Here is a 21,999-nt window from a genome sequence, read left to right on the forward strand (position 1 = left end):
CCTATGCAGGTAGCCAGCGCTCCAGGCAAGGCAGTCCTATCGGGTGAGCACTCTGTTGTGCACGGCTCACCGGCACTAGTGATGGCGCTCGAGCAGCGTCTGACAGTGCGCTACCACCCTGACACGCTTCCCAGACTTTCGTGGTTAGCCCCCGACCGAGCTCACGAGATGGCGCTGGAGAAGTTCTCTAGCTTACGTCATCGTTTGGACAACGCTTTTGAGTCTTACCTTAAAGGCGAGCGCTCTATTAAAGAGATCCTCAACCGCCCAGCGGAACTGCTGTTTTACACTGTTGATATGGCCCACCTACTAGGTGAGGTTAAGCAGTTACCGCGTGGCAAGGTTGAGATCAATTCGGATATTCCAATCGGTGCAGGCATGGGCTCATCGGCTGCCCTACTTGCAGCCCTTTTGACGCTCTTTACCCGCATAGAAGGGAAGGATGAGATGATCCGCCAGGTACGCCACTGCGAGCGGTTGCAGCACGGGCGCGGCTCATTGATGGATGCATCTGCCGTTGTTCTTGGTGGATTGGTTAAAGTAGAGGGTGATGTTTCATCCCGTGTCGATTTTGTGCCGAGTGAGTTTGATGAAGATTGGTACTGGATTCATACCGGCACCCCAACGGTATCAACGGGTGTCTGTGTTGATCAGGTGCGACGCCACTTTGGTGATTCTGATATCTGGAGCGAGTTCAGCGCTGTCACCGATGCGATGCATGATAGGCTGAGCCAAGGCGACTCAATCGATGAGCTGGTTAAGCAGAACCATCGTCTGCTCAATCGTATCGGTGTCGTACCGGCGCAAGTGGCCGCACTGATCGAACGGATTGAGGAGCGCGGCGGTGTCGCTAAGGTATCTGGCGCTGGCAGTGTGCAGGGTGATGCAGCAGGTCTTGTGCTCACGCACTTGCCGGGAATGACGCCTGATACATTGGATCTGCCGCGTGAGTACCGTTGGGGGCAGTTGCGGATAAGTGATCAAGGAGCCTCTGTTGAGTCTTAAAGTTCGGGTTCCGGGCAGTCTAATGCTGATGGGCGAGCACGCGGTACTTCACGGCGAACTGGCAATCGCAATGGCGACGGCCAATTTTGTTGAGATCTCGTTAACGCCGCGCGTTGATCAGCGCATTTCGATTGACTCAGAATTGGCGCAGTATTCGAGCGAGCTTGATAAGCTTGAGGACGAGCCCAAACTGAGTTTCGTGCTCGCGGCCATTCGTCAGCAGCAGACTCAATTGAAAGCGGGTTTTGATCTATCGATTCGCAGTGGGTTCTCTCACACCGTCGGCCTAGGTTCTTCGGCAGCGGTTACCGCGGGTGTAGTGGCTCTACTAGCAAAATATGGCGGCGAAGAGCTTGCACCTGAAGCCCTGTTTGAGCGCGCGTTAGCGGTTGTGCACCAGGTGCAGGGTGGCCGCGGCTCCGGCACAGACTTAGTTGCGAGTATCTTCGGTGGTCTGGTTGCTTATCGTGTCCAGCCTCGAGAGATTCGACGGCTTCCGGGTCTGCCTCCCGTGGATCTTTACTACGTCGGTTACAAGATGAAGACACCTGAGGTTATCGCTCGGGTCGAGGCTTCTGCGCACAAAGCGCCGGCGCTATACCAACAGCTCTACCGCCTAATGGGGCAAACTAGTGAAGCTGCAGAAGCAGCTATAAACGCGAGCGATTGGTCGCTGCTGGGGCAGTTGATGAACAGCTATGCCGGCCTGATGGATGCTTTAGGAGTCTGTGATACAAACTTGGCTCAGCTGCAGTTTAAACTCAGAGATTGCGCCGGTGTTGAGGGTGCAAAGATATCTGGCTCCGGTTTGGGCGACTGCGTGATCGCTCTTGGCCGAGCAGACCCTGATCAAATAGGATATACCCATATCCCCGTGTCGGTCTCAAAGCAGGGACTGGTCTTTATTGCAGAGAGCGCTGGATCCAGCTCCTTAGCGTCAATCGGAGAGAGTAATGAACAGGTTTGAGGTCGTGGCTGCGATGCTGCCTGCGGCAGAATTAAAGTCCAAACTACCGATAGCGACACAGGAGTACTTCGCACCGAGCAATATCGCTCTGTGTAAGTACTGGGGTAAGCGCGATGCAGAGCTTAACCTGCCGATCAATCCCTCTCTCTCTGTCTCGCTCAATCATTTGGGTACACGCACGCGTGTTGAACCGATTGATGGCCCCGTCGATGATATCTGGCTCAACGGGCTGCAGATGCGCCCCGATACCATTTTTGCTAAACGTCTGAGTCGCTATATCGATCTATTTCGTCAGGATCAAACCCAAGCTTTTAGAGTGGAGACCCGCAACAACATCCCGACCGCTGCGGGGTTGGCCTCATCCGCCTCCGGCTTTGCCGCGTTGACTCTGGCACTAAATGACTCTCTGCAACTTGATCTAGAGCCCGCTGCGCTGTCGATGCTGGCACGCTTGGGTAGTGGCAGTGCCTGCCGCTCGATATACACCGGTTTTGTTGAGTGGCACATGGGGCACCGCGAGGATGGGGCAGACTCTCATGCACACCCCATTGATGCTGAATGGCAGGGCCTGGCGATTGGATTGATCAAGGTGGATGAGGGCGTAAAGTCTGTCGATTCGCGCTCTGGTATGGCACGCACGGTTGACAGCTGTCATCTCTACCAGAGCTGGCCACTGCAGGCGAACACCGATTTGGTAAAACTACATCAGGCGATAGAGACCCGGGACTTTACACTGCTAGGTAGTACGGCAGAGCAGAATGCGCTGTCGATGCATGCGACTATGATCGCGAGCTGGCCGCCGTTGGTCTATTGGCAGCCGGATTCATTGGCCGCAATGCAGAAAATTTGGGTGCTACGCCAGCAGGGGTTAGAACTCTACTTCACCATGGATGCTGGGCCCAACCTTAAACTGCTCTTCCTCGAGCAAGACCGGGATGCGGTGCTGTCGCACTTCCCAGATCTAGAGATCGTTCTACCCTTCGGGAGCTAGAGCTTGGTCGGCTTTCCGCTCACTCGTCAGCAACGCGATACGCCTCAGGGGCTTGAGCTGCGTTACTGGCTGGTGGGTGACTCTGGTGCTCACGAAGTGCAGATCAGCAACAGTGAAGCGATCTTCTTTGTGCGCCAGCAGGATCAGCAAGCGATTACGCGCTCGTTAGAGGACCTATCCGGGTGGCAGCTCAAACCACTCGAGCTGTTGAGCCTGAAGGGCGATCCCATTGCAGGCCTCTACTGTAGTTCCTTGGCGATATACCGTGAGGCGATTGAACGCCTGCAAGCCAACTCTATCGCCGTTATGGAAGAGGATATTCGACCGACTGATCGTTATCTGATGGAGCGTTTCATACGCACGGGTGCTACCGTAGTACAAACCCACCAGGGCATTGAACTGCGCCCAGTTGACTACACCCCACAGCTAAAACTTCTGTCGCTGGATATCGAAACAACCCTGACGACCAACAAAATTCTCAGTATCGCTATGCAGATAGGCGATCAGCAGATAGTGCTGCTCAATAGCCAGCAGGCAGAGGCGCCCTGGATCGAGTGTTTCGGTACTGAGAAGGCGATGCTGCAGCGGTTTGTCGAGCTGGTACAGTTATGGGACCCCGATATCTTTATTGGCTGGGCGGTAATCGGCTTTGATCTGCGGGTGCTGCTGCGCCGAGCGAAGGATCTGGGCGTGCGCCTTAAATTGGGGCGCGATCAGGAGACCCTGTTTGTTGAGCAGGGGCAAGCGGGTCGTTGGTTTGCTCGCATCGGTGGGCGCATCGTTCTGGATGGCATCGAGACCCTCAAGGCGGCGAGCTGGCATTTCGAGCGGTATGGCTTGGAGTATGTCGCTCGAGAGTTGCTGGGGCGGGGTAAGAAGATTGATCATCCTGAGGATCGGGGGGAGGAGATACAGCGCCTCTATCGCGAGGAGCCGCTGGCACTCTGCCAGTACAATCTTGAAGATTGTCGCTTAGTCACAGATATCTTTGTTAAAGCAGGCCTACTTGAATACCTCATCGAGCGTGCGCGCCTAACTGGACTGGCGCTGGATAAGGTAGGCGGCTCACAACAAGCTTTTGATAATCTCTACCTGCCCAAACTTCACCGTGCAGGGTATGTTGCGCCAGAGTACGCCTCAGGACAGGATGATCTGGAGGTGCCGGGCGGCTTCGTGATGGAGTCGGTGCCGGGCCTGTTCTCTAATGTGTTGGTGTTCGATTTCAAGAGCCTGTACCCCAGTATTATTCGCACCTTCAGTATCGATCCGTTGGGCTTGGCACTTGCTGAACAGGTTCCCGAAGAGCGGCGCGTGGCGGGCTTCTTTGGTGCGCAGTTCAACCCGGATGTGGCTATCTTGCCCGGTATTATTTCGGAGCTCTGGCAGGCGCGTGATCGGGCGAAAGCCGAAGGGAATGCGGCCTTCTCGCAGGCGATAAAGATACAGATGAATGCCTGCTATGGTGTGCTCGGTTCTAAAGTGTGTCGTTTCTTCGATCAACGCCTTTCAGGGGCTATTACGTTGCGTGGTCATGAACTACTGCAGCGCAGCGCTGAATTTATCGAGCGTACGCGAGGTCACCGTGTCATCTATGGCGATACGGATTCCGTGTTTGTCTGGCTGGGTGATGATTGGCAGCACGAGGATACACCGGCTTACGGTTTGCAGTTAGCCACCGAGGTTAACCGCTGGCTTACCTATATGTTGCAAACTGAATATGGAGTGCAGAGTGCTCTGGAGTTGCAGTTTGAGAGTGAATTTAGCCGCTTTTTGATGCCGCGCATGCGCCACTCCGATAAAGGGAGTAAGAAGCGTTACGCGGGCCTTAAGCGGGTGGGACAGGGCACCGAGTTAGTATTCAAAGGACTCGAGTCTGTTAGAACAGACTGGACACCCGCTGCGCGTGAGTTCCAACAGGCGCTCTACCAGCGCGTGTTTCACGATCAACCCTGGGAAGAGTATGTGCGCGAGTATGTGGCGTCCGTCTATGCGGGTGAGCGGGATGAGGCGCTGCTGTATCGCAAATCGCTGCGTCGCTCTCTGGAGGCTTACGACGCCTCAAATCCGCCCCACGTGAAAGCGGCGCGTAAGCTGCAGCGTTATCTTAAAGAGCGCAGCTTGCCGTCAAACCTAGGGCGCGGTGATCGGGTAGAGTACTGGATCACCGTACAAGGTCCAGAACCCCGTGTCTGCGCCCGCTCTGCGATAGATTATCAGCACTACATCGATAAACAGCTAAGACCCGTTGCTGATTCGCTGCTACCCTTTTTGGGTGCGCATTTTGATCAGCTAATAGCGCCGCAGATCGATCTGTTTTAGCGCGAATTTACCTTGGGATCGGGGTCAAGTGGGATTGGGGTCAGACCCCTTTAAGAATTAAAGGGGTCTGACCCCATCTCAACCAACGCAGGTAAGCAACTCAGAACTATGGATACCCCTAAACGCATGGCCCGCCTCTCAGCCCACCTGACCTGGATTATCGGGTTGGGTCTGCTGACACTTTTCTTCAACTCTTGGTTGGAACAGAAGAACAATCCGAACGCACATCTGGCGGCGTCGATGAGTGGCCAGCGCGTTGTGTTGGCCTCAGATGGTCGGGGGCACTATACGGCGCCCGGCTGGATCAATGGTTCGCCGGTACGCTTTATTGTCGATACTGGCGCGACCTATGTTTCGTTATCCGACGATCTGGCGGTCCGACTCGGACTGAGTTCACTGGGGACGGGCGTTGCAGATACAGCGAATGGTCGCGTGAGTGTGGATTACACACGCCTGGGTAGCGTACAGCTGGGTGGCATTGAGATGTCTAATGTCGATGCGCTGATCACCCCGGGGATGCAGGGTGATAGTGTGCTCTTGGGGATGAGCTTTCTGCAGCATTTACAGCTCACCCAACAGCAGGGTGAGCTGACTTTAGCAGTGCCTTAGAGCTCGGTGTACGAGGGTTGTACGCCGAAGGCGTATTACCCGATACGGCCGGTAAAGGTCGCGAACCTGTGCTTTGCGCAGATCGCCCCTACAAATCTTTTACAGCTCGCCTTTGATAACGATATCGTCGGCGCACACCTTTTCGATTTCGCGATGACCCATAAACGCCATTGTCAGCTCGGCCTCTTCGTGGAAGATCTCGAGCATGCGAGTGACACCCTCTTTGCCCATCGCGCCCAAGCCGTAAACGGTGGGTCGACCGACCATAACGCCCTTAGCCCCTAACGCACGGGCACGGATCACGTCCTGACCACTGCGGATACCGCCATCCATCCAGACCTCGATCTGATCACCCACGGCGTCCACAATCTCAGGCAGAACAGAGATTGATGAGCGCGCGCCATCTAGCTGGCGTCCACCGTGGTTGGAGACAACGATCGCATCGGCGCCGAGTTCAACACACTTACGTGCGTCCTCGGGTTCCATGATGCCCTTGATGATCAGTGGGCCATCCCACATCTCGCGGAAGAATTTCAGATCGTCCCAGTCGAGATTTGGATCGAAGGAGCTGGCCGTCCACTTCATCAGATCATTCATATCATCCACGCCGGTTGCGCAGCCTTGGATGTTGCCGAACTCACGGTTCTTAGTGCCAAGCATGCCGAAGGCCCAGCGAGGGCGGCGAGCGATATCAATGATGTTAGGAATCGTCAGACGCGGTGGCGCGGTCATCCCATTGCGGTGATCCGCATGGCGCTTACCGATAACCTGCAGGTCCAGTGTTACAACCAGCGCAGAGCAGTTTGCCGCTTTGGCACGCTCGATCAGCGCTTTGGTGAACTCACGGTCCTTCTGGACATAGAGCTGGAACCAGAAGGGCTTAGTGGTTGCCGCTGCTACCGCCTCGATAGAGCAGATACTCATCGTAGAGAGGGTAAACGGGATTCCGAAGGCCTCGGCTGCCTGTGCTGCTTTGATCTCACCATCGGGGTGCTGCATACCCAACAGCCCAACCGGCGCGATTGCAACGGGCATCTTCACGTCCTGGCCAACCATTTGGGTGCCTAATGTACGTGGGGCAAGATCACGTGCTACACGCTGGCGAAAAAGGATCTTGTTGAAGTCAGACGTGTTCATACCCAGTGTCTGCATCGACCAAGAACCCGACTCACAGTAGCCCTGGAACATTTTAGGCACACGTTTGTGGTAGATGGCTCGTAAGTCGCTAAGTTCACAGATTGGACGCATTTAGTGAGATCCTCTTTGGGTTTAGGTTCGTATGTGCTGAAGAGTAGTTTTAACTCGAGCGCCGAGCGCTATAATCCACAATACTGGCCTGACCAAAATAAGAGATGAACTCAAAAACGGAAGCACTCTACAGGACGTTGTTGCACCCTCTTGCCGTTGGTGAAGTTCGGCCGGGCGAAAGATTGGCATCTGAGCGAGATCTGGCAAAAGAGCACGGCGTTTCGCGCGATACCATAAACAGAGCGTTAACCCAGCTCGCAGCGGATGGGTTTCTGGAGCGCTCGGCGGGTCGACGTGCCGTATATGCTAATCCTTTCACTGCGCTGGCTGAAGACCTACCAGCTGAGTTCAACCCGACCGTCGATCACCTGAAAGCAGTTTTACTTTTGCGCGCGGAACTCGAGTCTCAAGCAGCCTATTACTGTGCCCAACGTGCAACGGCTGAAGAGTTGATGGAGATTGATCGCGAGTTTGCCCGCATGTGCAAACGTCGTCAGGGAGAGACGACGCTGACCAAAGCGAAAGCGGATCTGAAGTTCCACACACTGGTTGCCGAGTCCAGCCACAATCTTCCGGTCACCGGCCTTTCCCAGATCTTTTACGCGCGTTTCTTCGGTGCCATCTATGCGGTACTCGATCTGACGCTTAAACGCTACGGGCGTTACCCAGAGGGTATCGCCAGTCAGCACAACGCCATCCACGCCGCACTGCTAGCACGTGATGCAGATAAAGCGGCTGCGGCGGCCAAGGAGCATGTGCTCTACACCCGTTCGCTACTCTCCTAATCGGCCCAGCACGTCTTGGGCTCACGCCATACTCCCGCTTTGCTGCTCCATTACCCTCGCGTGAACTTTATGAACTTTATGCGCAGAAGTTTCTGAAAAACCTTTATCTTCTAAAACTTGGTTATAACCAGTTCATTTTTTAGAGTGTCGGTCAGCTACAGGACTGTAGCAACACTGTCATCTTCGGAGATAAGAATAATGAAACTTTCAAAACTGAAACTGATGGTCGCTGGTGCGACTCTCTCTATCGCTGCCTCTTCAAGCTTTGCTGCTGAATGTATCGCTCCTGCTAACCCAGGCGGCGGTTGGGACTTCACTTGCCGCCAGATCGGTAAAATCATGCACGACATCGGTGCAGTTGCAGATCCTATTCAGGTTACCAATATGGCTGGCGCTGGTGGCGGTCTGGCGTACGCTCACGTTGTTAACGAGCGTAACGATGATGAGGACGTAATCGTTGCGGCATCGACTGCCACTGCAACTCGTCTGGCACAGAACGCTTACTCAGGTATGACCTCTGACCAGGTTCGCTTCCTCGGTGCTATCGGCGCTGACCCAGGTGTAATCGTTGTTGCTAAAGACTCTCCATACAAAACGCTAAATGACCTACTCGACGATGTAATTGCTAACCCAAGCAAGCACGCGTTTGCGGGTGGTTCAGCTGCGGGCGGTTACGACCACCTGAAAGTTCTGATGGCACTGAAACGTAAAGGCTTTACTGACATCCGTAAAGTTAAGTACATCGCAGTTGACGGTGACGCTGATGCGATCACTCAGACTGTAGGTGGCTTCACTTCAGCAATGACGGGTGACATCTCTGGTGTTGTAAGCTTCATCAAGAACGGCGACGTTCGCGTACTGGCTTCATTCACTGACGAGCGCATTGAGATCCCAGGCCTGAACGCCGAAATCCCTACTGCAAAAGAACAGGGTATCGACGTTGTAGCGGTTAACTGGCGTGGTCTCTACACTCCAAAAGGCGCTTCAGAAGCTTCATACAAGAAGTGGTCTGACGCTCTGGCACAGGTTGCTGCGTCTAAAGAGTGGGCTGATGCTATGGAGGCAAATGGTCTGGTTAAGTTCACCAAAGTGGGCCCTGACTTCCAGAACTACCTGAACGGTGTAATGCAGGAAGTTCAGGACATGTCTAAAGAGCTGGGTGTTCTGAAGTAATGACTGATCGCATAACGGGCTTTATTGTCGTTGTGCTGGCGCTCGCGTATTTCGCGGGCGCCACTACTTTGTCAGAGCCATTCTTTGCTGACCCTCTAGGTCCAAAAGCATTCCCGATGGGAGTCGCCTTCGTTGCTGCAGTCTGCGGTGTGGTGATGTTGCTGAAACCGGATGAGGAGCCAGCTTGGCCGGGTCTTACGACTCTGCTTCACATTGGCTATGCAGTTGTAGCATTGGTGCTTTACGCCTATGGCCTGAAACCTCTGGGTTTCCTTGTATCAACGGCACTCGTGGGCACAGCTATCTCTTACCTTATTAGTCCCAACGTACGCACGTCCGTACTCACGGGTATTGGTATGTCAGGTGGTCTGTTCCTGTTGTTTAAATTTGTCTTTGGTTTGAGTCTGTTCGCGTTTCCGCGTTGGCTCATGGGGTAAGGGCGCATGGATCTATTTGCCAATCTGGCGCTGGGCTTCGATGTCGCCCTCACGCCGTTTACACTGGCCCTTGCGGTGGCTGGTTGTATTATTGGAACCATGGTTGGTTCGCTACCGGGGCTTGGCCCATCTAACGGTGTAGCGATACTGATACCGCTAACATTCTCATTCGGGTTGGATGCAACCCAGGCATTGGTACTGATGACCAGTGTCTACTATGGCGCCATGTATGGTGGCCGTATCTCCTCAATTCTCTTGAATATCCCTGGCGATGAGCCTGCCATGATGACCTGTCTGGACGGTTATCCAATGGCGAAGAAAGGCCGCGCGGGCGATGCGCTGGTGCTCTCAGGTGTAGCTTCGTTTGTAGGCGCACTGTTGGCAACCATCGGCTTGATGCTGCTCTCGCCGCTTTTGGCGCGCGTCGCGTACCTCTTCGGTCCGGCAGAGTACTTTGCACTCTACATGTTGGCATTCGCAACGCTGGGTGGTATCGGTTCAAACAACCAGGCTAAAGCGGCACTGGCCGTCTGTATTGGTCTGGGCATTGCGACCATCGGTGTCGATGCCACAACCGGTATGACACGCTTTACCGGCGATAATATGCATCTGTTCGACGGTATCGACTTCCTCGTCGCAATCGTGGGTCTGTTTGCCGTGTCTGAGGTGCTTGTCTTCATTGAGTCGCACGGTAAAGACTCCGCGATTGGCGTGAAGCTGGAGAAGATCAGCATCCCTTGGGCGGACATCGTGCGTACCAAGTGGACCATGCTCAAGGCTACGGCGATCGGCTTTATCGCAGGTCTACTACCAGGCGCTGGCGCGTCACTGGGCTCATTCCTTGCCTACATGCAGGAGAAGTCTTCGGTACGTGACAACTCTGAGTTCGGTAAGGGTGACCCTCGCGGTATCGCCGCACCGGAAGCGGGTAACAACGCTGCAGCAGGTGGCGCACTGGTGCCGATGCTGACTCTGGGTGTCCCAGGGTCAGGCACCACAGCGGTACTACTGGCACTGCTGATGACACTGAATATCACTCCAGGTCCGACGCTGTTTAATGACCGTCCTGAAGTCGTTTGGGGTTTGATTGCATCGCTGTTGATCGCCAACGTTGTCCTGCTGATCCTCAACGTGCCGATGGTGAAGATGTTCAGTAAGGTGCTGCAGGTGCCGCCAGCCATTCTTCTACCGGGTGTTACACTGGTCTCATTCGTGGGTATCTACTCGCTGACAGGCAGCTACTTTGACCTGCTGTTGATGATCGGCTTTGGTGTGTTGGGTTACCTCTTGCGTAAGATGGATATCCCGTCCGTGCCAGTAATCCTCGGTATTCTTCTGGGCGGTCATATGGAAGTGAACTTGCGTCGCGCTATGGTGCTGTCGGATGGCGACTGGACTTACCTATTCCAGAGCAATATCTCGATTGGCCTATGGGTGGTCGCGGTCTTGGGCTTCATTGCACCGTTTTTCCTGCGCAGCAAGCTGAAAGTACCCACTCAGAGCAGTTAAGCGGGTAGGCGCACAGATAAAAAAGGGGCCCTGTGGCTCCTTTTTCGTTTTTTGCTTGTGCGATCCTAATCGAGCGGCCTGTGAGTGAGTCTCGTGGGTTTAATCACGCCCAATCAGTCGCCATGAGAGCTTATGACCGGCTCTGGACATTACAAGAAGGACTTTTTGCGACTTGAGCTCGTTCAGTTTGGCGTTGAACTCTGCGCTATCGATACCCGTATCGATGATTGAGAGACCATCGATTGATGCCAAGGCGGCCTTGATGAATACATTGACCCTCGAATCGCAGGATAGATCGGCGCGTTGAGCTGACAGGTATAATTTATCGTCGATCTGTGTAGATTGAATATCAAAGTCATCCAGGTAATGCATCTTTCGCTCGGCCCGCAAATGTTATTCAAATTTGCATTTTAGGTGCGAGATTACGTTAAGTTGTCACTTTCAGATCTTAAAACGAGGCCAAGCCGATTTACGCAGGCATAGCGACTAATCTCTTCGGCGGTAAGGTCGCGTTGGTAGATGCTAATTCTCAGTTATCGTTATTAGATTCGACAGTAGAATTGCTCGACGAAGTCGTAAAGCAGATTCTCACTGCTCAATTGCCAGAGGCGGCTCTGTACGTTTTGGCTGTCTGTCCAGTCAGGCGCTTGAAGAAGCGTGAGAAGTACGCCGGATCCGCAAAGCCAAGCTCAAAGCAGACCTCCCTTATCGACTGCTCGGTCATTGTGAGGAGCAGCTTCGCTTCTTGAATTGTGCGGTCCTGAATAAGGCGTTTTGGTGCACGTCCAGAGATATTTTGGCAGAGCTGGTGCAGCCGAGTCTCAGATATCCCCAGCACGGAAGTGTAACCTCGAAGAGCCCAGTGCTCCTTGTAGTGCTGCTCAATGAGATCGCTAAAACGGTTGAACAGGTAGAGGTCTTTGTTGCTTATTTGATCACCGGTATTACCGCGGCTCGACAGGCGGCTGATCAGAATCAGTACCAGGCGGATCAGGCTTTCTATCGCCAACGGCTTACCCGGCTGATCGGCGTTCCACTCCTGCTGCAGTGACTCTATCGCCTGTACTAATCTATCCCACTCAGTGCGCTGGTTGTCGCTGAGCCTAAGCGCCGTTATACAGCTGGGCTTTGCAAGGTCGGTACTGATGTCACGCCCCAAACCCTCTTTAAGTAAACGCCAGATGATCGATTGATGGATTGTCAGTACATGCCCAGTGGTATTCGTTTCAGTGCGGAACGAGTGGGGGATAGAGGCCGGGGTGAAGAAGCAGGCAGGACCTTTAACCTGGAAAAGCTCGTCATCAATGTGAAAACTGATGTCGCCTTGATTGAGGAAATGGATTTGGGCGTACTGAGCATGCCTGTGTACCGGCATATCACGGCCAAAGAAGTCGGCGAGGTTGCCGTGCTCATCATAATGAACAAGCGCATCCGCGTAACGGTTATCGTACTCCTGACCGATAACAATATTGGGGATCCAGTTTTCCATCGCGCATTATCAAAAGTGAAAGTATAAAAGTACAACAATTAGCTTAATAATTGCATTTATATATTTTAATTAACATGTGAAACTGATGCTTGGACTCCGTCCTGACAAGAATCACAACAGAGGTCTACGCAATGTCGATGCAGTATCACCTGAACGGATTTAAACCGGGTAACTATGAGGTGCTCGATGAGGCACGCAAACCCTACCCAAATCCGCCGATTGAGGATCTGCCCTCAGAAGTTGACGTGCTGATTGTCGGTACCGGCCCTGCGGGCTTGACCATGGCACGTCAGCTCTCGGTGTTCGCTAATATCAAGACCGCTATTGTTGACCTGATGCCTGGGCCGCTGCTCTTCGGACGTGCAGATGGTATCTCTTGCCGTACTCAGGAGATCATGGAGGCGTTTAACTGCAGTGAGATGGTGGTTAAAGAGACCTACCACCTGATGCAGAACACCTACTGGGAGCCGGATCCTGAAAACCCACAGAATATCCGCCGTCTTTACAAAATCGATGATGCGCGTCTAGGCCTCTCTGAGTTTAAACACGGTATTGTTAACCAGGCTCGTCTGCATGAGCTGCTAGCCGATGGTATGGCGAACTCTGTGACAGGGTTAAAGCCTCACTACAGCCGCAAGCTGATCTCGCTCGATATCGATGAGTCCCTGACTCAGGATCTCAATGCACACCCAATCACCGCGGTGTTTGAGCGTGTGGATGAGGCGGGTAAGGGTATTCGCGAAACTGTCAAAGCTCGTTTTGCGGTCGGTTGTGATGGTGGACGCAGTAGCGTGCGCCGTAATCTCGGTATTGAGCTGCAGGGCGACTCCGCCAATAAGGCTTGGGGTGTCATGGACATCCTGCTCAACACCGACTTCCCCAATATTCGCGTTAAGGCCTTCATCCAGTCGCAGGATCACGGCGCGGTAATGACTATCCCGCGAGAGGGTGGTTACCTGATTCGCTTCTACGTCGAGCTGGATCTGCTAGGCAAAGATAAGCGCGCTGCCGATGTTGCCCTGACTGAGAAGGATCTAATCGCCAAAGCGCAGAAGATCTTCCACCCCTACACCCTGGATGTGAAAGAGGTCGCTTGGTGGTCGATTTATGAGGTTGGCCAGCGTATCGCTGAACGCTTTGATAACCGTCCTCTGGGAAGCGGCGAGGATGTAATCCCACGCGCATTCCTTGCAGGCGATGCCTGTCATACACACAGTCCGAAAGGCGGTTGGGGCCTGAATACCTCACTGCCCGATACCTTCAACCTGGGTTGGAAGATGGCGCACGTGCTACAGGGCAAAGCGCAGCCTAAGCTGCTGCACACCTACGAAACAGAGCGTCGTAAAGTCGCTCAACATTTGATTGATGCCGATCGCGAGCTCTCCAAACTGGTGGCAACCCGTCCAAGCGCCGATGATAACTCTGCTGCAGCGAAAGTAGATGCAGCTAAGATCGAAGCCTTCATGAAGCGCCAGAGCGGCTTCGTAGCGGGCACCTCAATCGAGTACAACCCATCCTACCTGGTCACGGGGCAAGAGAATCAGCAACTGGCGACTGGCTATCACATTGGCCAGCGTTTCCACTCGGCGGAAGCATCTCGCGTAGCGGACGGTCGGATCGTGCATCTGGGCCATCTGGTTAAAGCCGATGGCCGCTGGCGTATATTTATCTTCGGTGGCAAAGATGACCCGCGTAATGCCACCTCTAACAGCAACAAGCTGATCGAATTCCTCGGCAACGATGCGAACTCGCCGGTGGTTAAGTACACCCCAGAGGGTGCTGATGTTGATTCGGTTGTCGATACCTACGCGGTCTTTCAGCAGCAGGACCTTGAGATGCACGAACTTCCCAAGTTCCTCTGGCCAGCCAAGGGCAAATATGGGTTGAACGACTATGAGAAGGTGTTCCAGAGCATCGAGTCAAACGACCTGTTTGATCTGCGCGGTATCAACCGAGACCAGGGTTGTATGGTGATTGTGCGCCCGGATCAGCATATTGCGAATATCCTGCCGCTCGGTGCGCACGAGGAGCTATCTCACTTCTTTGCCGAGTTTATGGTTGGTCAATAGACGACTCAAACGTTCCTCCTTTCTGAGCCCCTGTGCTTACCCCAAATTGTTTTGGGGAAAGTCAGGGGCGTTTCTGTTTCTAGAGGGTTAGACATTCGTCGCGACGAATAGGTCTGAAAGTTGACATATCAACAAATGATAAATAACCTCTGCTGAGTCACTAAAAGCAGGGCGCAATTATGTCACTCGAAACAGATCAGGTTCATCTCGAACAGCCATACCGCAATACGCCATTTATGGGCCAGCAGATAAAAACCTTGCCACTCGCCTCTTCAATGGGTGGCGAAGTGCTGGATATACAGCTGAAGGATCTGGATGATGAAGCTTTCGAAGAGCTGAAACAGGCGCTTTGGCATCACAAGATGCTGTTTCTGCGCAAACAGGATCTTACGCCGGGTGAGCAGTTAGCTTTTACCAAGCGCTTTGGTGAACTCGGTACTGATGCCTACACCAAGGGCTTGCCCGACTTCCCCGATGTACAGCCGGTGTTGAAAGAGGCTGATACCAAGTCGAAAATTATCTTCGGCGGTGGTCACCACACCGACTCCGCGTTCCTTGAGCGTCCGCCTTCAGTCAGTGTTCTCCATGGGATCGATATTCCGCCCTACGGTGGCGATACAATATGGTATAACGCCGTAATGGCCTATGAGAGTCTCTCGCCAACTATGCGGGAGATGATTAAACCACTGAAAGTACATATGGCAGCCGAGCGCATTATTGCGGGCATGAAAGACTCCATCGAGCAGACCAACAACGGCAAGACGATGACCGATATCGAGCTGGAGCTGGATATCGAGAAGATGCTCAAGGGGAGTTTCCATCCACTGGTGCGCAAGCACCCTGAATCGTGTGAGCTTTCGCTCTATGTCGATGGTGTCTATGCAGTGAACATTGAGGGTATGGATCGCCGTGAATCCAAACCACTGCTGGAGTTCCTGCACGCGCATGCCACACAGGAGTTTTTTGCCTGTCGTCTGCGTTGGGAAGCTGATACGGTAGCGATCTGGGATAACCGCATCTGTCTGCACCGCGCGTTTAACGACTACGACGGCTTCCGTCGTGAGCTGCACCGCACCACGGTTATGGGTGAGCGCCCGCTCTCGGCATTTGATTGACTAGGAAAAGCACCACCGAATGAAAATCACGCAGCAGCGCGATGACCGCGAGGTTCTCGATTACGAGTTTTACACTCAGCATCTGCTGACTGTGCTGTACAACCGCATTACCGCTTTCTCTTCGGGGCAGTATCTGAGCAAATTTGGGTTAGGTTCGGTGGAGATGCGGGTGTTGGCTTCGATCGGTGGTCAGCCGGGGTGCAAAGCTAGCGTGATTAGCGCGCTGATATCGCTGGATAAAGCTGCAGTCAGCCGAGCCATAGCTAAGCTCGAGAGTGCCGGTTTTGTGCTTGGGAGCACAGAGACACCTGCGGCCAAACAGAAGCGCTGGTCATTGAGCGAAGAGGGCTGGACGGTGCACGACCAATTTTTAGACGCGGTGAAAGCGCGCCACGCCAAGGTGACAGACGGTATCGATGAGGCGGAGCTTTCTGCTTTCACGGCCACGCTACATAAGCTGATCGCCAACGTTGATCAGCTTCAAGATAAGTAACGATTAGAACAAAAGAGAAGGGTAGAGCAATGAGTACGGATCCACGCTTTCAGGTAGAACTGCCACCAGCACCAGAGGGTATGAGTGATGTGGAGTGGCAAGCGCGTCTTCAGCTAGCCGCAACCTACCGCATGGTGGACCATTTCGGCTGGACCTTTATCGTCTACAACCATATCAGCCTGCGCATCCCCGGTACCGAAGAGTTTCTAATTAACCCCTTCGGCGTGCGCTACGATGAGTTGCGCGCGAGCGACCTAATCAAGATTGATATCGATGGCAATGCACTCTCTAAGAGTGAGTGGAACGTCAACAAAGCGGGCTATAACATCCACTCAATACTACACAAAGCACGCCCTGATCTGCACTGTATTCTGCACACCCATGAGTCCATCTCTCAGGCGCTTTGTGCAGTGGATTCTCCGGTAATTCCTGTGACTCAGGAGGGTTGCCAGTTCTTTGAACGTACCGGCTATCATGATTTTGAGGGGATAGTGCTCGACGGTTCAGAGGGTCCCCGTCTGGTTGCTGCGCTGGGTGAGACCAACCACACGCTGGTACTGCGTAACCACGGTCTGCTGACCGCTGGCGCTGACTGCACCTGGGCCTTCGTGCGTCACTTCGCCTTTATCCGTAATGCGGAAGTACAGCTCAAAGCTATGGCGGCGGGGCCGCTCAATCTAATTGATGAAGAGATCATGCGTAAAACTCGCCAGCAGTTTGAGGGTGGGGAAGCACAGGCGAATGCTAAGGTTCGCCATCCTGAGTGGCCTGCATTGATTCGATTGATTGATCAGAAAGATCCGAGCTGGAAACTCTAAGCATGGTATCTTAGCCAAAAATTCCTGCGGAGCATCGAAAGCGTATGACTGACCCAATCGTAACTGTTGACTGGCTGGCGAATAACCTTGGTGACGTCGTGGTGCTCGATGCTAGCTACGTTTTGATGGCTGACCCCGCGACGATCCGCAGTGAGTTTTTGGCAGAGCATATCCCCGGTGCTCGTCTCTTTGAGATTGATCAGGTTGCCGATCATAGCTCTGACTTACCGCATATGCTGCCGACCGAGGCGCAATTCGCTACAGCGATGTCTGAGTTTGGTATTGATGGTTCACGCCCGGTTGTTATCTACGATCGCAGCGCAAATCACTTCAGTGCTCCACGTGTCTGGATGACGCTGAAACTCTTTGGCGTTGAGGCGTGCTATGTACTCAACGGAGGACTGCAAGCTTGGAAAGTAGCCGGTCATGCAATCGAGTCCGGCGACCCAGCTAAAGCATCGGTAGCGGCAAAAGATTGGGCGCTCGATCGCAGTCGTGTCCTAAGCGGTGCGGATATGGCCGAGTGCGTTAAAGCGGGCAGTGAGACTATCATTGATGCACGTGCCAATAATCGCTTTATTGGCGAAGCACCTGAGCCTCGCCCTGGTTTAACCTCGGGCCACATGCCAGGCTCAAGCTGTGTTCCTTTCACCGGCCTAACTGATGTGGACGGTAACTTTCTCGACCCAGCAGCGCTTAGTGAACTTTTCAAGGGCCTTGCTACCGCTAATCCAATTGTCTCCTGTGGCTCTGGTATTACTGCCTGTGTACTCGCACTCGGACTGGAAAGAATGGGTATCAAAGCGCGCCTGTACGACGGCTCGTGGACTGAGTGGGGGCAGGGTAAATTGGGACCTATCGCTACCGGCGCTTAATAACAGCCGATATCTCGGGCTCATGGGTCGGCTTTCGACCGAGGCTGTGTGAAAACTCTCTTCCATTTATAATAAGTACCCGTTCCGATTTATGACGTTGGAGTGGGTGTGTCAGGATTTATAGCTGAAGCGAGTCGCAGTCAGACAACGCTGTTTCCAGAGAGTTTGGACGATTACATCGATGTGGATAACCCTGTTCGCGTTATCGATGTTTTTGTAAACCAGTTAGACCTCCAGTCATTGGGTTTTGAGCGCACGGATCATGCGCAGACTGGCCGTCCAGGCTACCATCCATCGACTCTTTTAAAGCTCTACATCTATGGCTATCTAAACCGTATTCAGTCGAGCCGCCGACTTGAACGCGAGAGCCGTCGCAACCTAGAACTGATCTGGCTAATTGGTCGTCTCTCGCCAGACTTTAAAACGATCGCTGATTTTCGACGTGATAACGGCCCAGCCATCAAGAAGGTATGTGCTCAGTCGGTCGTGATCTGCAAGAACATCGGTATGTTCAATAACTCGGCCTTGGTCATCGATGGCAGCAAGTGCAAAGCCGTCAATAGCAAAGATAACAACTACACAGTTGCTAAGCTCAAGGCACGTATGGAGCAAACCGAGAAGCGGATCGCTTGATATCTGGATGCTTTGGATTTTGCTGACCGTCGCTCAGAGGTCTTTCCTAAGGAACGGGTTGATCACCTCCAGCGTCGCCTGACAGCTGCGGTTACTTTGTTGGAGCGGCTCAAAGTAATAGAAGGCCAGCTACCGGATGCACCGGATAAACAGATATCGATGACGGACCCTGATGCGCGAGCCATGGCAACCAGCGGCAAAGGAACCGGCTTAGTTGGTTATAACGTTCAGACCACAGTTGACGACCAGCATCACCTTATCGTTGCCCATGAAGTGAGGATGGAAGGGCATGATCGTTACGCCCTCGCACCGATGACTGAGCAGGGCCAAGCAGTAACTGGACCGCGCGTAGATTGTGAGTGCGTGTGTAGATCAGCGACGCCTTGGTGCGACGCAGGCTATGAGTGCCGTAATCTTCTGGATCTAAACCAATCGACTTAATCCAACCGTTGACGATACGCGCATATTGACGGGTGGATATATGGTCCGAGTGCTTGGTGCGACTTTGGAAGAGAAAATCGTGGAAACCTAGTTGTGCCTCCTCGATCCAGAGCGTCAGACTTTTGCGAGCCTTAGTCGCTATCTCAAAGGTAACGGGCTTGCCTGTCTTCTGTTGGATAACAGTTGCGCGTTTTGAAACACGGCCGCCATGCGTAACAGCGCTTACTCGCAGTTTGACCAAATCACAGCCGCGCAGTTTGCTATCGATCGCTAGGTTAAACATTGCGAGTTCTCGCGCGCAAGGTTTCAGTTCTAAGTGAAATCGAACTTTCAGAATCTCGGGCAGTTTCAGTGCCTTTTTCTGACCAGTAAGTCGCCCCTTGTTCCATGGAATCTTTTCAATTTGTATATCTGTGCTCATCACATACCTCCTTTGGGCAGTTTGATATGACGCAAACAATGCCTAAAGTCATAGCTAAAGTTTCGAGCTGTACAGAATTAAATTTCGGAGTAGTACCCTGTTAGACCGAATTAACGAATCCACAGTAAAGACTGGGCGACACATCAGCCCAGGTTTGTAATCGCGATCTATTGTTGATAACGAATATAGAGTCCTCCGAGGAATAAATGACGGCACCTACATACGAGCGGATAATGGCAACTGAACAGTCAGAGGTCAGCGGCGTTGTGTATGAAGTTGAGAAAGCGGAGCTGCGCGAGCTTCATTTGGCTGCACTGAAAGAGCAGATGAACCTGACCCAATCTGAGCTAGCCAATGCTCTCGGCGTGAAGCAGCCAACTGTCTCTGATATGGAAAAGCCGGGGCGTGATATTCGATTATCGTCACTCAAGCGTTACGTAGAGGCCGCTGGTGGCAAGTTGCAAGTGAACGTGGAGTTACCGGACGGCACGCGCTGTCAGCTCTCGATTTAAATGTAACTCGCAGTCGGCATGCCCAGGCTGAACTTTTACCTGTCAAAGCTGGCGAAAGTTATGTTTGCGACTATAGTGACAGCGTATGGCTAGAGCGATGATTTGTGAATTTCGACCCACAAAAGGCATTTCATGGGCACCGCGTTTAACTGATACCAACTCCCAAGTGGCGCACTTGGGACTATAGTCGTTAAAAAACATAGCGAAGATTCTTTCTAGAAGACCCAAGGGATTCATCTTCATGTGGTCTTTGTATTGCAAGGATTTGCGCGGTAAGCGCTGTGGAAAGGACTGTTGAAATGAATTCGGAAGACTTTACTGATGATGCCGCGCAGAGGTTGGCGTTAGTTCTCAAAGGAACAGGACTCGGGCTTTGGGATTGGAATCCGCAGACGGGGGACGTGGTTTTTGATGAACGATGGTGCCAGATGTTGGGCTACCACCTCGATGAAATAGAGCCCAGCGTAGAAAGTTGGTCGTCAAGAGTTCATCCCGACGACCTGGATCAATGCTACGCTGACATTACCGCTCACATTGAAGGGCGCACTGAGTTCTACACAAATACTCATCGTATGCGTCATAAAAACGGCTCGTGGCTCTACATTTTAGATCGCGGTCAGGTAATGGAACGTGATTCAGACGGAATGCCGGTAAGATTTACTGGTTCGCATGAGGACGTAACCCTTCTGGTCCAAGCAAGCAAAGAGCTGGAAGTGAAGACCGAACAGCTTGAATTGGCCAACCGACATAAAAACCAATTTCTAGCGAATATGACACACGAACTCCGCACACCCTTGAATGGCGTATTCGGTGCACTTCAGATTATTCAGGGAAGTCTTGAGGATCAAAGCACTGTAGAGCGTTACGCCAACATAGCAATGCAGAGCTACCACTCAATCATTTGTATCGTGAATGATGTATTGGATCTTTCCAAGCTGGCCGAGAACAAAGTTGAAATATACCCTGAACCCAGTAACGTTGCGGAATTGGTGTCTCTCGTTTCTTCGGAAATGAGTGCGGTAGCCTTGAATAAGGGTATCGATTTATCAAGCTCTTGCGTGCCCGAGCTAGCTAGCCAGACTCGCTTGATTGATCGCACCCGTGTCACTCAGGTTCTTCGAAATCTCCTCTCTAACGCGGTCAAATTTACCAGCTCAGGCTCGGTCAGCATCGACGCTCAGACAGGTGATAACTCCGATGAGGTGGTAATTAGGATCACTGATACAGGTGTAGGTATTCCCGAAGATAAGCAGGCGGCCATATTTGAGCCGTTCGAACAAGTTGAAGGCTCGCGCACCGTTGAGCGCAGCGGCACAGGGTTGGGCTTGCCAATCGCTAAGCATTTGGTGGAGTTAATGGGCGGTTCGATTGCACTTACGTCCACTCAGGGCGTAGGAACCACTTTTACGGTGGCCTTAAGGTTGCCCCAAACCTCTCTAGCCCGCACGGACAAGCGCGGCGCAATCGATATATCGAAGCTCCAGCCAGCCCGCATCCTATTAGCTGAAGATGTTATGACGAATCGGATGATCTTCCACGCTCTCCTCAAAGATTGCCCTTATACCATCGATGAGGTCGAGAATGGTGAGCTAGCCGTTCAGCGAGCACTGTCTCAGGACTACGACCTTGTGTTTCTCGATATACAGATGCCTGTCATGGATGGTCTATCGGCTCTCCATGCGCTGAAGACTGTTGATTATCCCAAACCCATAATCGCCTGTACGGCAAATGTAATGATAGAAGACGTTGTGGAGTACATGGATGCGGGGTTCGATAGCGTCATGGGCAAGCCCTACCTGAAAGAGGATCTGGTGGCGTGTATACAAGCAGCTGTTACCCGAGGGAGCTTCGCTTCCACTGATCGTTAGAAGACGATTCTGTCCCAAAATAGATGCTTAGTTTCGCAGTGACTAACGGCGACTTAATGACTCCTAAGTGCCGACTGGAGCGGTGGGGCATGTAAATTGGCGTTCCCGACCCTCAATAGACATTTCAGGCTGCTTGATAGCAACGCATTAAGTCCATTATGGTGCCCGCCAGGTTTGCTGTTATGACTAGTCAAAGGTAATCCATTGGATTACAGTCGAAGG

The 21,999-nt window shown here is 52.8% G+C and carries 21 protein-coding genes; 17 read left to right on the plus strand and 4 right to left on the minus strand.

The genetic code is table 11. The features are described 5' to 3' along the window. The first annotated feature begins 3 nt into the window (after window positions 1–3). The 5 genes from AC1WNR_RS05725 to AC1WNR_RS05745 all read left to right on the plus strand — a co-directional run bounded on the left by AC1WNR_RS05725 (window position 4) and on the right by AC1WNR_RS05745 (window position 5,891). The gene (locus AC1WNR_RS05725) at window positions 4–1,005 is read left to right on the plus strand and encodes a mevalonate kinase family protein (RefSeq protein WP_481643566.1); all 1,002 of its coding nucleotides are present in this window, start codon (window positions 4–6) and stop codon (window positions 1,003–1,005) included. Continuing rightward, window positions 995–1,972 (plus strand): mevalonate kinase family protein, encoded by a 978-nt coding sequence (locus tag AC1WNR_RS05730; RefSeq protein WP_481643567.1) that lies wholly within the window; start codon window positions 995–997, stop codon window positions 1,970–1,972. Before AC1WNR_RS05725 ends, AC1WNR_RS05730 begins: the two co-directional genes overlap by 11 nt. Beyond that, a complete protein-coding gene (mvaD, locus tag AC1WNR_RS05735; protein WP_481643568.1) occupies window positions 1,959–2,963 on the plus strand; it encodes a diphosphomevalonate decarboxylase in 1,005 nt (334 codons plus the stop codon). Before AC1WNR_RS05730 ends, mvaD begins: the two co-directional genes overlap by 14 nt. A 3-nt stretch (window positions 2,964–2,966) precedes the next feature. Then, window positions 2,967–5,282 (plus strand): DNA polymerase II, encoded by a 2,316-nt coding sequence (locus AC1WNR_RS05740; protein WP_481643569.1) that lies wholly within the window; start codon window positions 2,967–2,969, stop codon window positions 5,280–5,282. Between the two features lie 108 nt (window positions 5,283–5,390). After that, the gene (locus tag AC1WNR_RS05745; protein ID WP_481643570.1) at window positions 5,391–5,891 is read left to right on the plus strand and encodes a retropepsin-like aspartic protease family protein; all 501 of its coding nucleotides are present in this window, start codon (window positions 5,391–5,393) and stop codon (window positions 5,889–5,891) included. A gap of 99 nt (window positions 5,892–5,990) precedes the next feature. Here AC1WNR_RS05745 and AC1WNR_RS05750 read toward each other — a convergent pair whose 3' ends face one another. Continuing rightward, window positions 5,991–7,139: an alpha-hydroxy acid oxidase gene (locus AC1WNR_RS05750; RefSeq protein WP_481643571.1), complete on the minus strand. Its 1,149-nt coding sequence runs from the start codon at window positions 7,137–7,139 to the stop codon at window positions 5,991–5,993. A 104-nt stretch (window positions 7,140–7,243) separates the two neighbouring features. Here AC1WNR_RS05750 and AC1WNR_RS05755 point away from each other — a divergent pair, with 104 nt between their 5' ends. From AC1WNR_RS05755 to AC1WNR_RS05770, 4 genes are all read left to right on the plus strand, one after another. Next, complete coding sequence (locus AC1WNR_RS05755; RefSeq protein WP_481643572.1) at window positions 7,244–7,924, plus strand: FadR/GntR family transcriptional regulator; 681 nt, start codon at window positions 7,244–7,246, stop codon at window positions 7,922–7,924. A gap of 198 nt (window positions 7,925–8,122) precedes the next feature. Continuing rightward, entirely contained in the window at window positions 8,123–9,097 is a 975-nt protein-coding gene (locus tag AC1WNR_RS05760; protein WP_481643573.1) for a Bug family tripartite tricarboxylate transporter substrate binding protein, read from the plus strand. Beyond that, a complete protein-coding gene (locus AC1WNR_RS05765) occupies window positions 9,097–9,534 on the plus strand; it encodes a tripartite tricarboxylate transporter TctB family protein (RefSeq protein ID WP_481643574.1) in 438 nt (145 codons plus the stop codon). The genes AC1WNR_RS05760 and AC1WNR_RS05765 overlap by 1 nt, the downstream gene beginning before the upstream one ends. A gap of 6 nt (window positions 9,535–9,540) precedes the next feature. After that, window positions 9,541–11,043, plus strand: a complete 1,503-nt coding sequence (locus AC1WNR_RS05770; protein WP_481643575.1) for a tripartite tricarboxylate transporter permease — start codon at window positions 9,541–9,543, stop codon at window positions 11,041–11,043. Window positions 11,044–11,142: 99 nt separating this feature from the next. Here AC1WNR_RS05770 and AC1WNR_RS05775 read toward each other — a convergent pair whose 3' ends face one another. Together AC1WNR_RS05775 and hpaA are read right to left on the minus strand one after the other, a co-directional pair. Then, window positions 11,143–11,415, minus strand: a complete 273-nt coding sequence (locus AC1WNR_RS05775) for a hypothetical protein (protein ID WP_481643576.1) — start codon at window positions 11,413–11,415, stop codon at window positions 11,143–11,145. A 223-nt stretch (window positions 11,416–11,638) separates the two neighbouring features. Then, complete coding sequence (gene hpaA, locus AC1WNR_RS05780; RefSeq protein ID WP_481643577.1) at window positions 11,639–12,532, minus strand: 4-hydroxyphenylacetate catabolism regulatory protein HpaA; 894 nt, start codon at window positions 12,530–12,532, stop codon at window positions 11,639–11,641. 131 nt (window positions 12,533–12,663) lie between these two features. Between hpaA and AC1WNR_RS05785 the strand changes: the two genes are divergently transcribed. From AC1WNR_RS05785 to AC1WNR_RS05810, 6 genes are all read left to right on the plus strand, one after another. Next, complete coding sequence (locus AC1WNR_RS05785) at window positions 12,664–14,601, plus strand: FAD-dependent monooxygenase (protein ID WP_481643578.1); 1,938 nt, start codon at window positions 12,664–12,666, stop codon at window positions 14,599–14,601. Window positions 14,602–14,780: 179 nt separating this feature from the next. After that, a complete protein-coding gene (locus AC1WNR_RS05790; RefSeq protein WP_481643579.1) occupies window positions 14,781–15,716 on the plus strand; it encodes a TauD/TfdA dioxygenase family protein in 936 nt (311 codons plus the stop codon). Between the two features lie 19 nt (window positions 15,717–15,735). Then, entirely contained in the window at window positions 15,736–16,209 is a 474-nt protein-coding gene (locus AC1WNR_RS05795) for a MarR family winged helix-turn-helix transcriptional regulator (protein ID WP_481643580.1), read from the plus strand. Window positions 16,210–16,238: 29 nt separating this feature from the next. Further along, a complete protein-coding gene (locus tag AC1WNR_RS05800; protein ID WP_481643581.1) occupies window positions 16,239–17,027 on the plus strand; it encodes a class II aldolase/adducin family protein in 789 nt (262 codons plus the stop codon). Window positions 17,028–17,071: 44 nt separating this feature from the next. Continuing rightward, window positions 17,072–17,902, plus strand: a complete 831-nt coding sequence (locus AC1WNR_RS05805; protein ID WP_481643582.1) for a sulfurtransferase — start codon at window positions 17,072–17,074, stop codon at window positions 17,900–17,902. Window positions 17,903–18,010: 108 nt separating this feature from the next. Beyond that, window positions 18,011–18,535 carry a transposase gene (locus AC1WNR_RS05810; RefSeq protein ID WP_481643583.1) on the plus strand — a complete coding sequence of 175 codons (525 nt, stop codon included), beginning with the start codon at window positions 18,011–18,013 and terminating at the stop codon, window positions 18,533–18,535. Window positions 18,536–18,791: 256 nt separating this feature from the next. Here the strand turns inward: AC1WNR_RS05810 and AC1WNR_RS05815 are convergent, their stop codons facing one another. Then, the gene (locus AC1WNR_RS05815; RefSeq protein ID WP_481643584.1) at window positions 18,792–19,397 is read right to left on the minus strand and encodes a tyrosine-type recombinase/integrase; all 606 of its coding nucleotides are present in this window, start codon (window positions 19,395–19,397) and stop codon (window positions 18,792–18,794) included. 233 nt (window positions 19,398–19,630) lie between these two features. Between AC1WNR_RS05815 and AC1WNR_RS05820 the strand changes: the two genes are divergently transcribed. Together AC1WNR_RS05820 and AC1WNR_RS05825 are read left to right on the plus strand one after the other, a co-directional pair. Beyond that, the gene (locus tag AC1WNR_RS05820; protein WP_481643585.1) at window positions 19,631–19,909 is read left to right on the plus strand and encodes an XRE family transcriptional regulator; all 279 of its coding nucleotides are present in this window, start codon (window positions 19,631–19,633) and stop codon (window positions 19,907–19,909) included. A gap of 299 nt (window positions 19,910–20,208) precedes the next feature. Beyond that, window positions 20,209–21,777: a hybrid sensor histidine kinase/response regulator gene (locus tag AC1WNR_RS05825; protein ID WP_481643586.1), complete on the plus strand. Its 1,569-nt coding sequence runs from the start codon at window positions 20,209–20,211 to the stop codon at window positions 21,775–21,777. Window positions 21,778–21,999 lie beyond the last annotated feature (222 nt).

The organism is Marinobacterium marisflavi, assembly GCF_982447095.1.

What these genes read in the sequence shown, in the direction of transcription:
- AC1WNR_RS05805 (WP_481643582.1), top strand. Translation starts at nt 17,072, where the DNA reads ATGACTGACCCAATCGTAACTGTTGACTGGCTGGCGAATAACCTTGGT.
- AC1WNR_RS05775 (WP_481643576.1), bottom strand. Translation starts at nt 11,415, where the DNA reads ATGCATTACCTGGATGACTTTGATATTCAATCTACACAGATCGACGAT.
- AC1WNR_RS05795 (WP_481643580.1), top strand. Translation starts at nt 15,736, where the DNA reads ATGAAAATCACGCAGCAGCGCGATGACCGCGAGGTTCTCGATTACGAG.
- AC1WNR_RS05770 (WP_481643575.1), top strand. Translation starts at nt 9,541, where the DNA reads ATGGATCTATTTGCCAATCTGGCGCTGGGCTTCGATGTCGCCCTCACG.
- AC1WNR_RS05750 (WP_481643571.1), bottom strand. Translation starts at nt 7,139, where the DNA reads ATGCGTCCAATCTGTGAACTTAGCGACTTACGAGCCATCTACCACAAA.
- AC1WNR_RS05790 (WP_481643579.1), top strand. Translation starts at nt 14,781, where the DNA reads ATGTCACTCGAAACAGATCAGGTTCATCTCGAACAGCCATACCGCAAT.
- AC1WNR_RS05755 (WP_481643572.1), top strand. Translation starts at nt 7,244, where the DNA reads ATGAACTCAAAAACGGAAGCACTCTACAGGACGTTGTTGCACCCTCTT.
- AC1WNR_RS05760 (WP_481643573.1), top strand. Translation starts at nt 8,123, where the DNA reads ATGAAACTTTCAAAACTGAAACTGATGGTCGCTGGTGCGACTCTCTCT.
- AC1WNR_RS05825 (WP_481643586.1), top strand. Translation starts at nt 20,209, where the DNA reads ATGAATTCGGAAGACTTTACTGATGATGCCGCGCAGAGGTTGGCGTTA.
- AC1WNR_RS05815 (WP_481643584.1), bottom strand. Translation starts at nt 19,397, where the DNA reads ATGAGCACAGATATACAAATTGAAAAGATTCCATGGAACAAGGGGCGA.
- AC1WNR_RS05745 (WP_481643570.1), top strand. Translation starts at nt 5,391, where the DNA reads ATGGATACCCCTAAACGCATGGCCCGCCTCTCAGCCCACCTGACCTGG.
- mvaD (WP_481643568.1), top strand. Translation starts at nt 1,959, where the DNA reads ATGAACAGGTTTGAGGTCGTGGCTGCGATGCTGCCTGCGGCAGAATTA.
- AC1WNR_RS05725 (WP_481643566.1), top strand. Translation starts at nt 4, where the DNA reads ATGCAGGTAGCCAGCGCTCCAGGCAAGGCAGTCCTATCGGGTGAGCAC.
- hpaA (WP_481643577.1), bottom strand. Translation starts at nt 12,532, where the DNA reads ATGGAAAACTGGATCCCCAATATTGTTATCGGTCAGGAGTACGATAAC.
- AC1WNR_RS05765 (WP_481643574.1), top strand. Translation starts at nt 9,097, where the DNA reads ATGACTGATCGCATAACGGGCTTTATTGTCGTTGTGCTGGCGCTCGCG.
- AC1WNR_RS05820 (WP_481643585.1), top strand. Translation starts at nt 19,631, where the DNA reads ATGGCAACTGAACAGTCAGAGGTCAGCGGCGTTGTGTATGAAGTTGAG.
- AC1WNR_RS05800 (WP_481643581.1), top strand. Translation starts at nt 16,239, where the DNA reads ATGAGTACGGATCCACGCTTTCAGGTAGAACTGCCACCAGCACCAGAG.
- AC1WNR_RS05785 (WP_481643578.1), top strand. Translation starts at nt 12,664, where the DNA reads ATGTCGATGCAGTATCACCTGAACGGATTTAAACCGGGTAACTATGAG.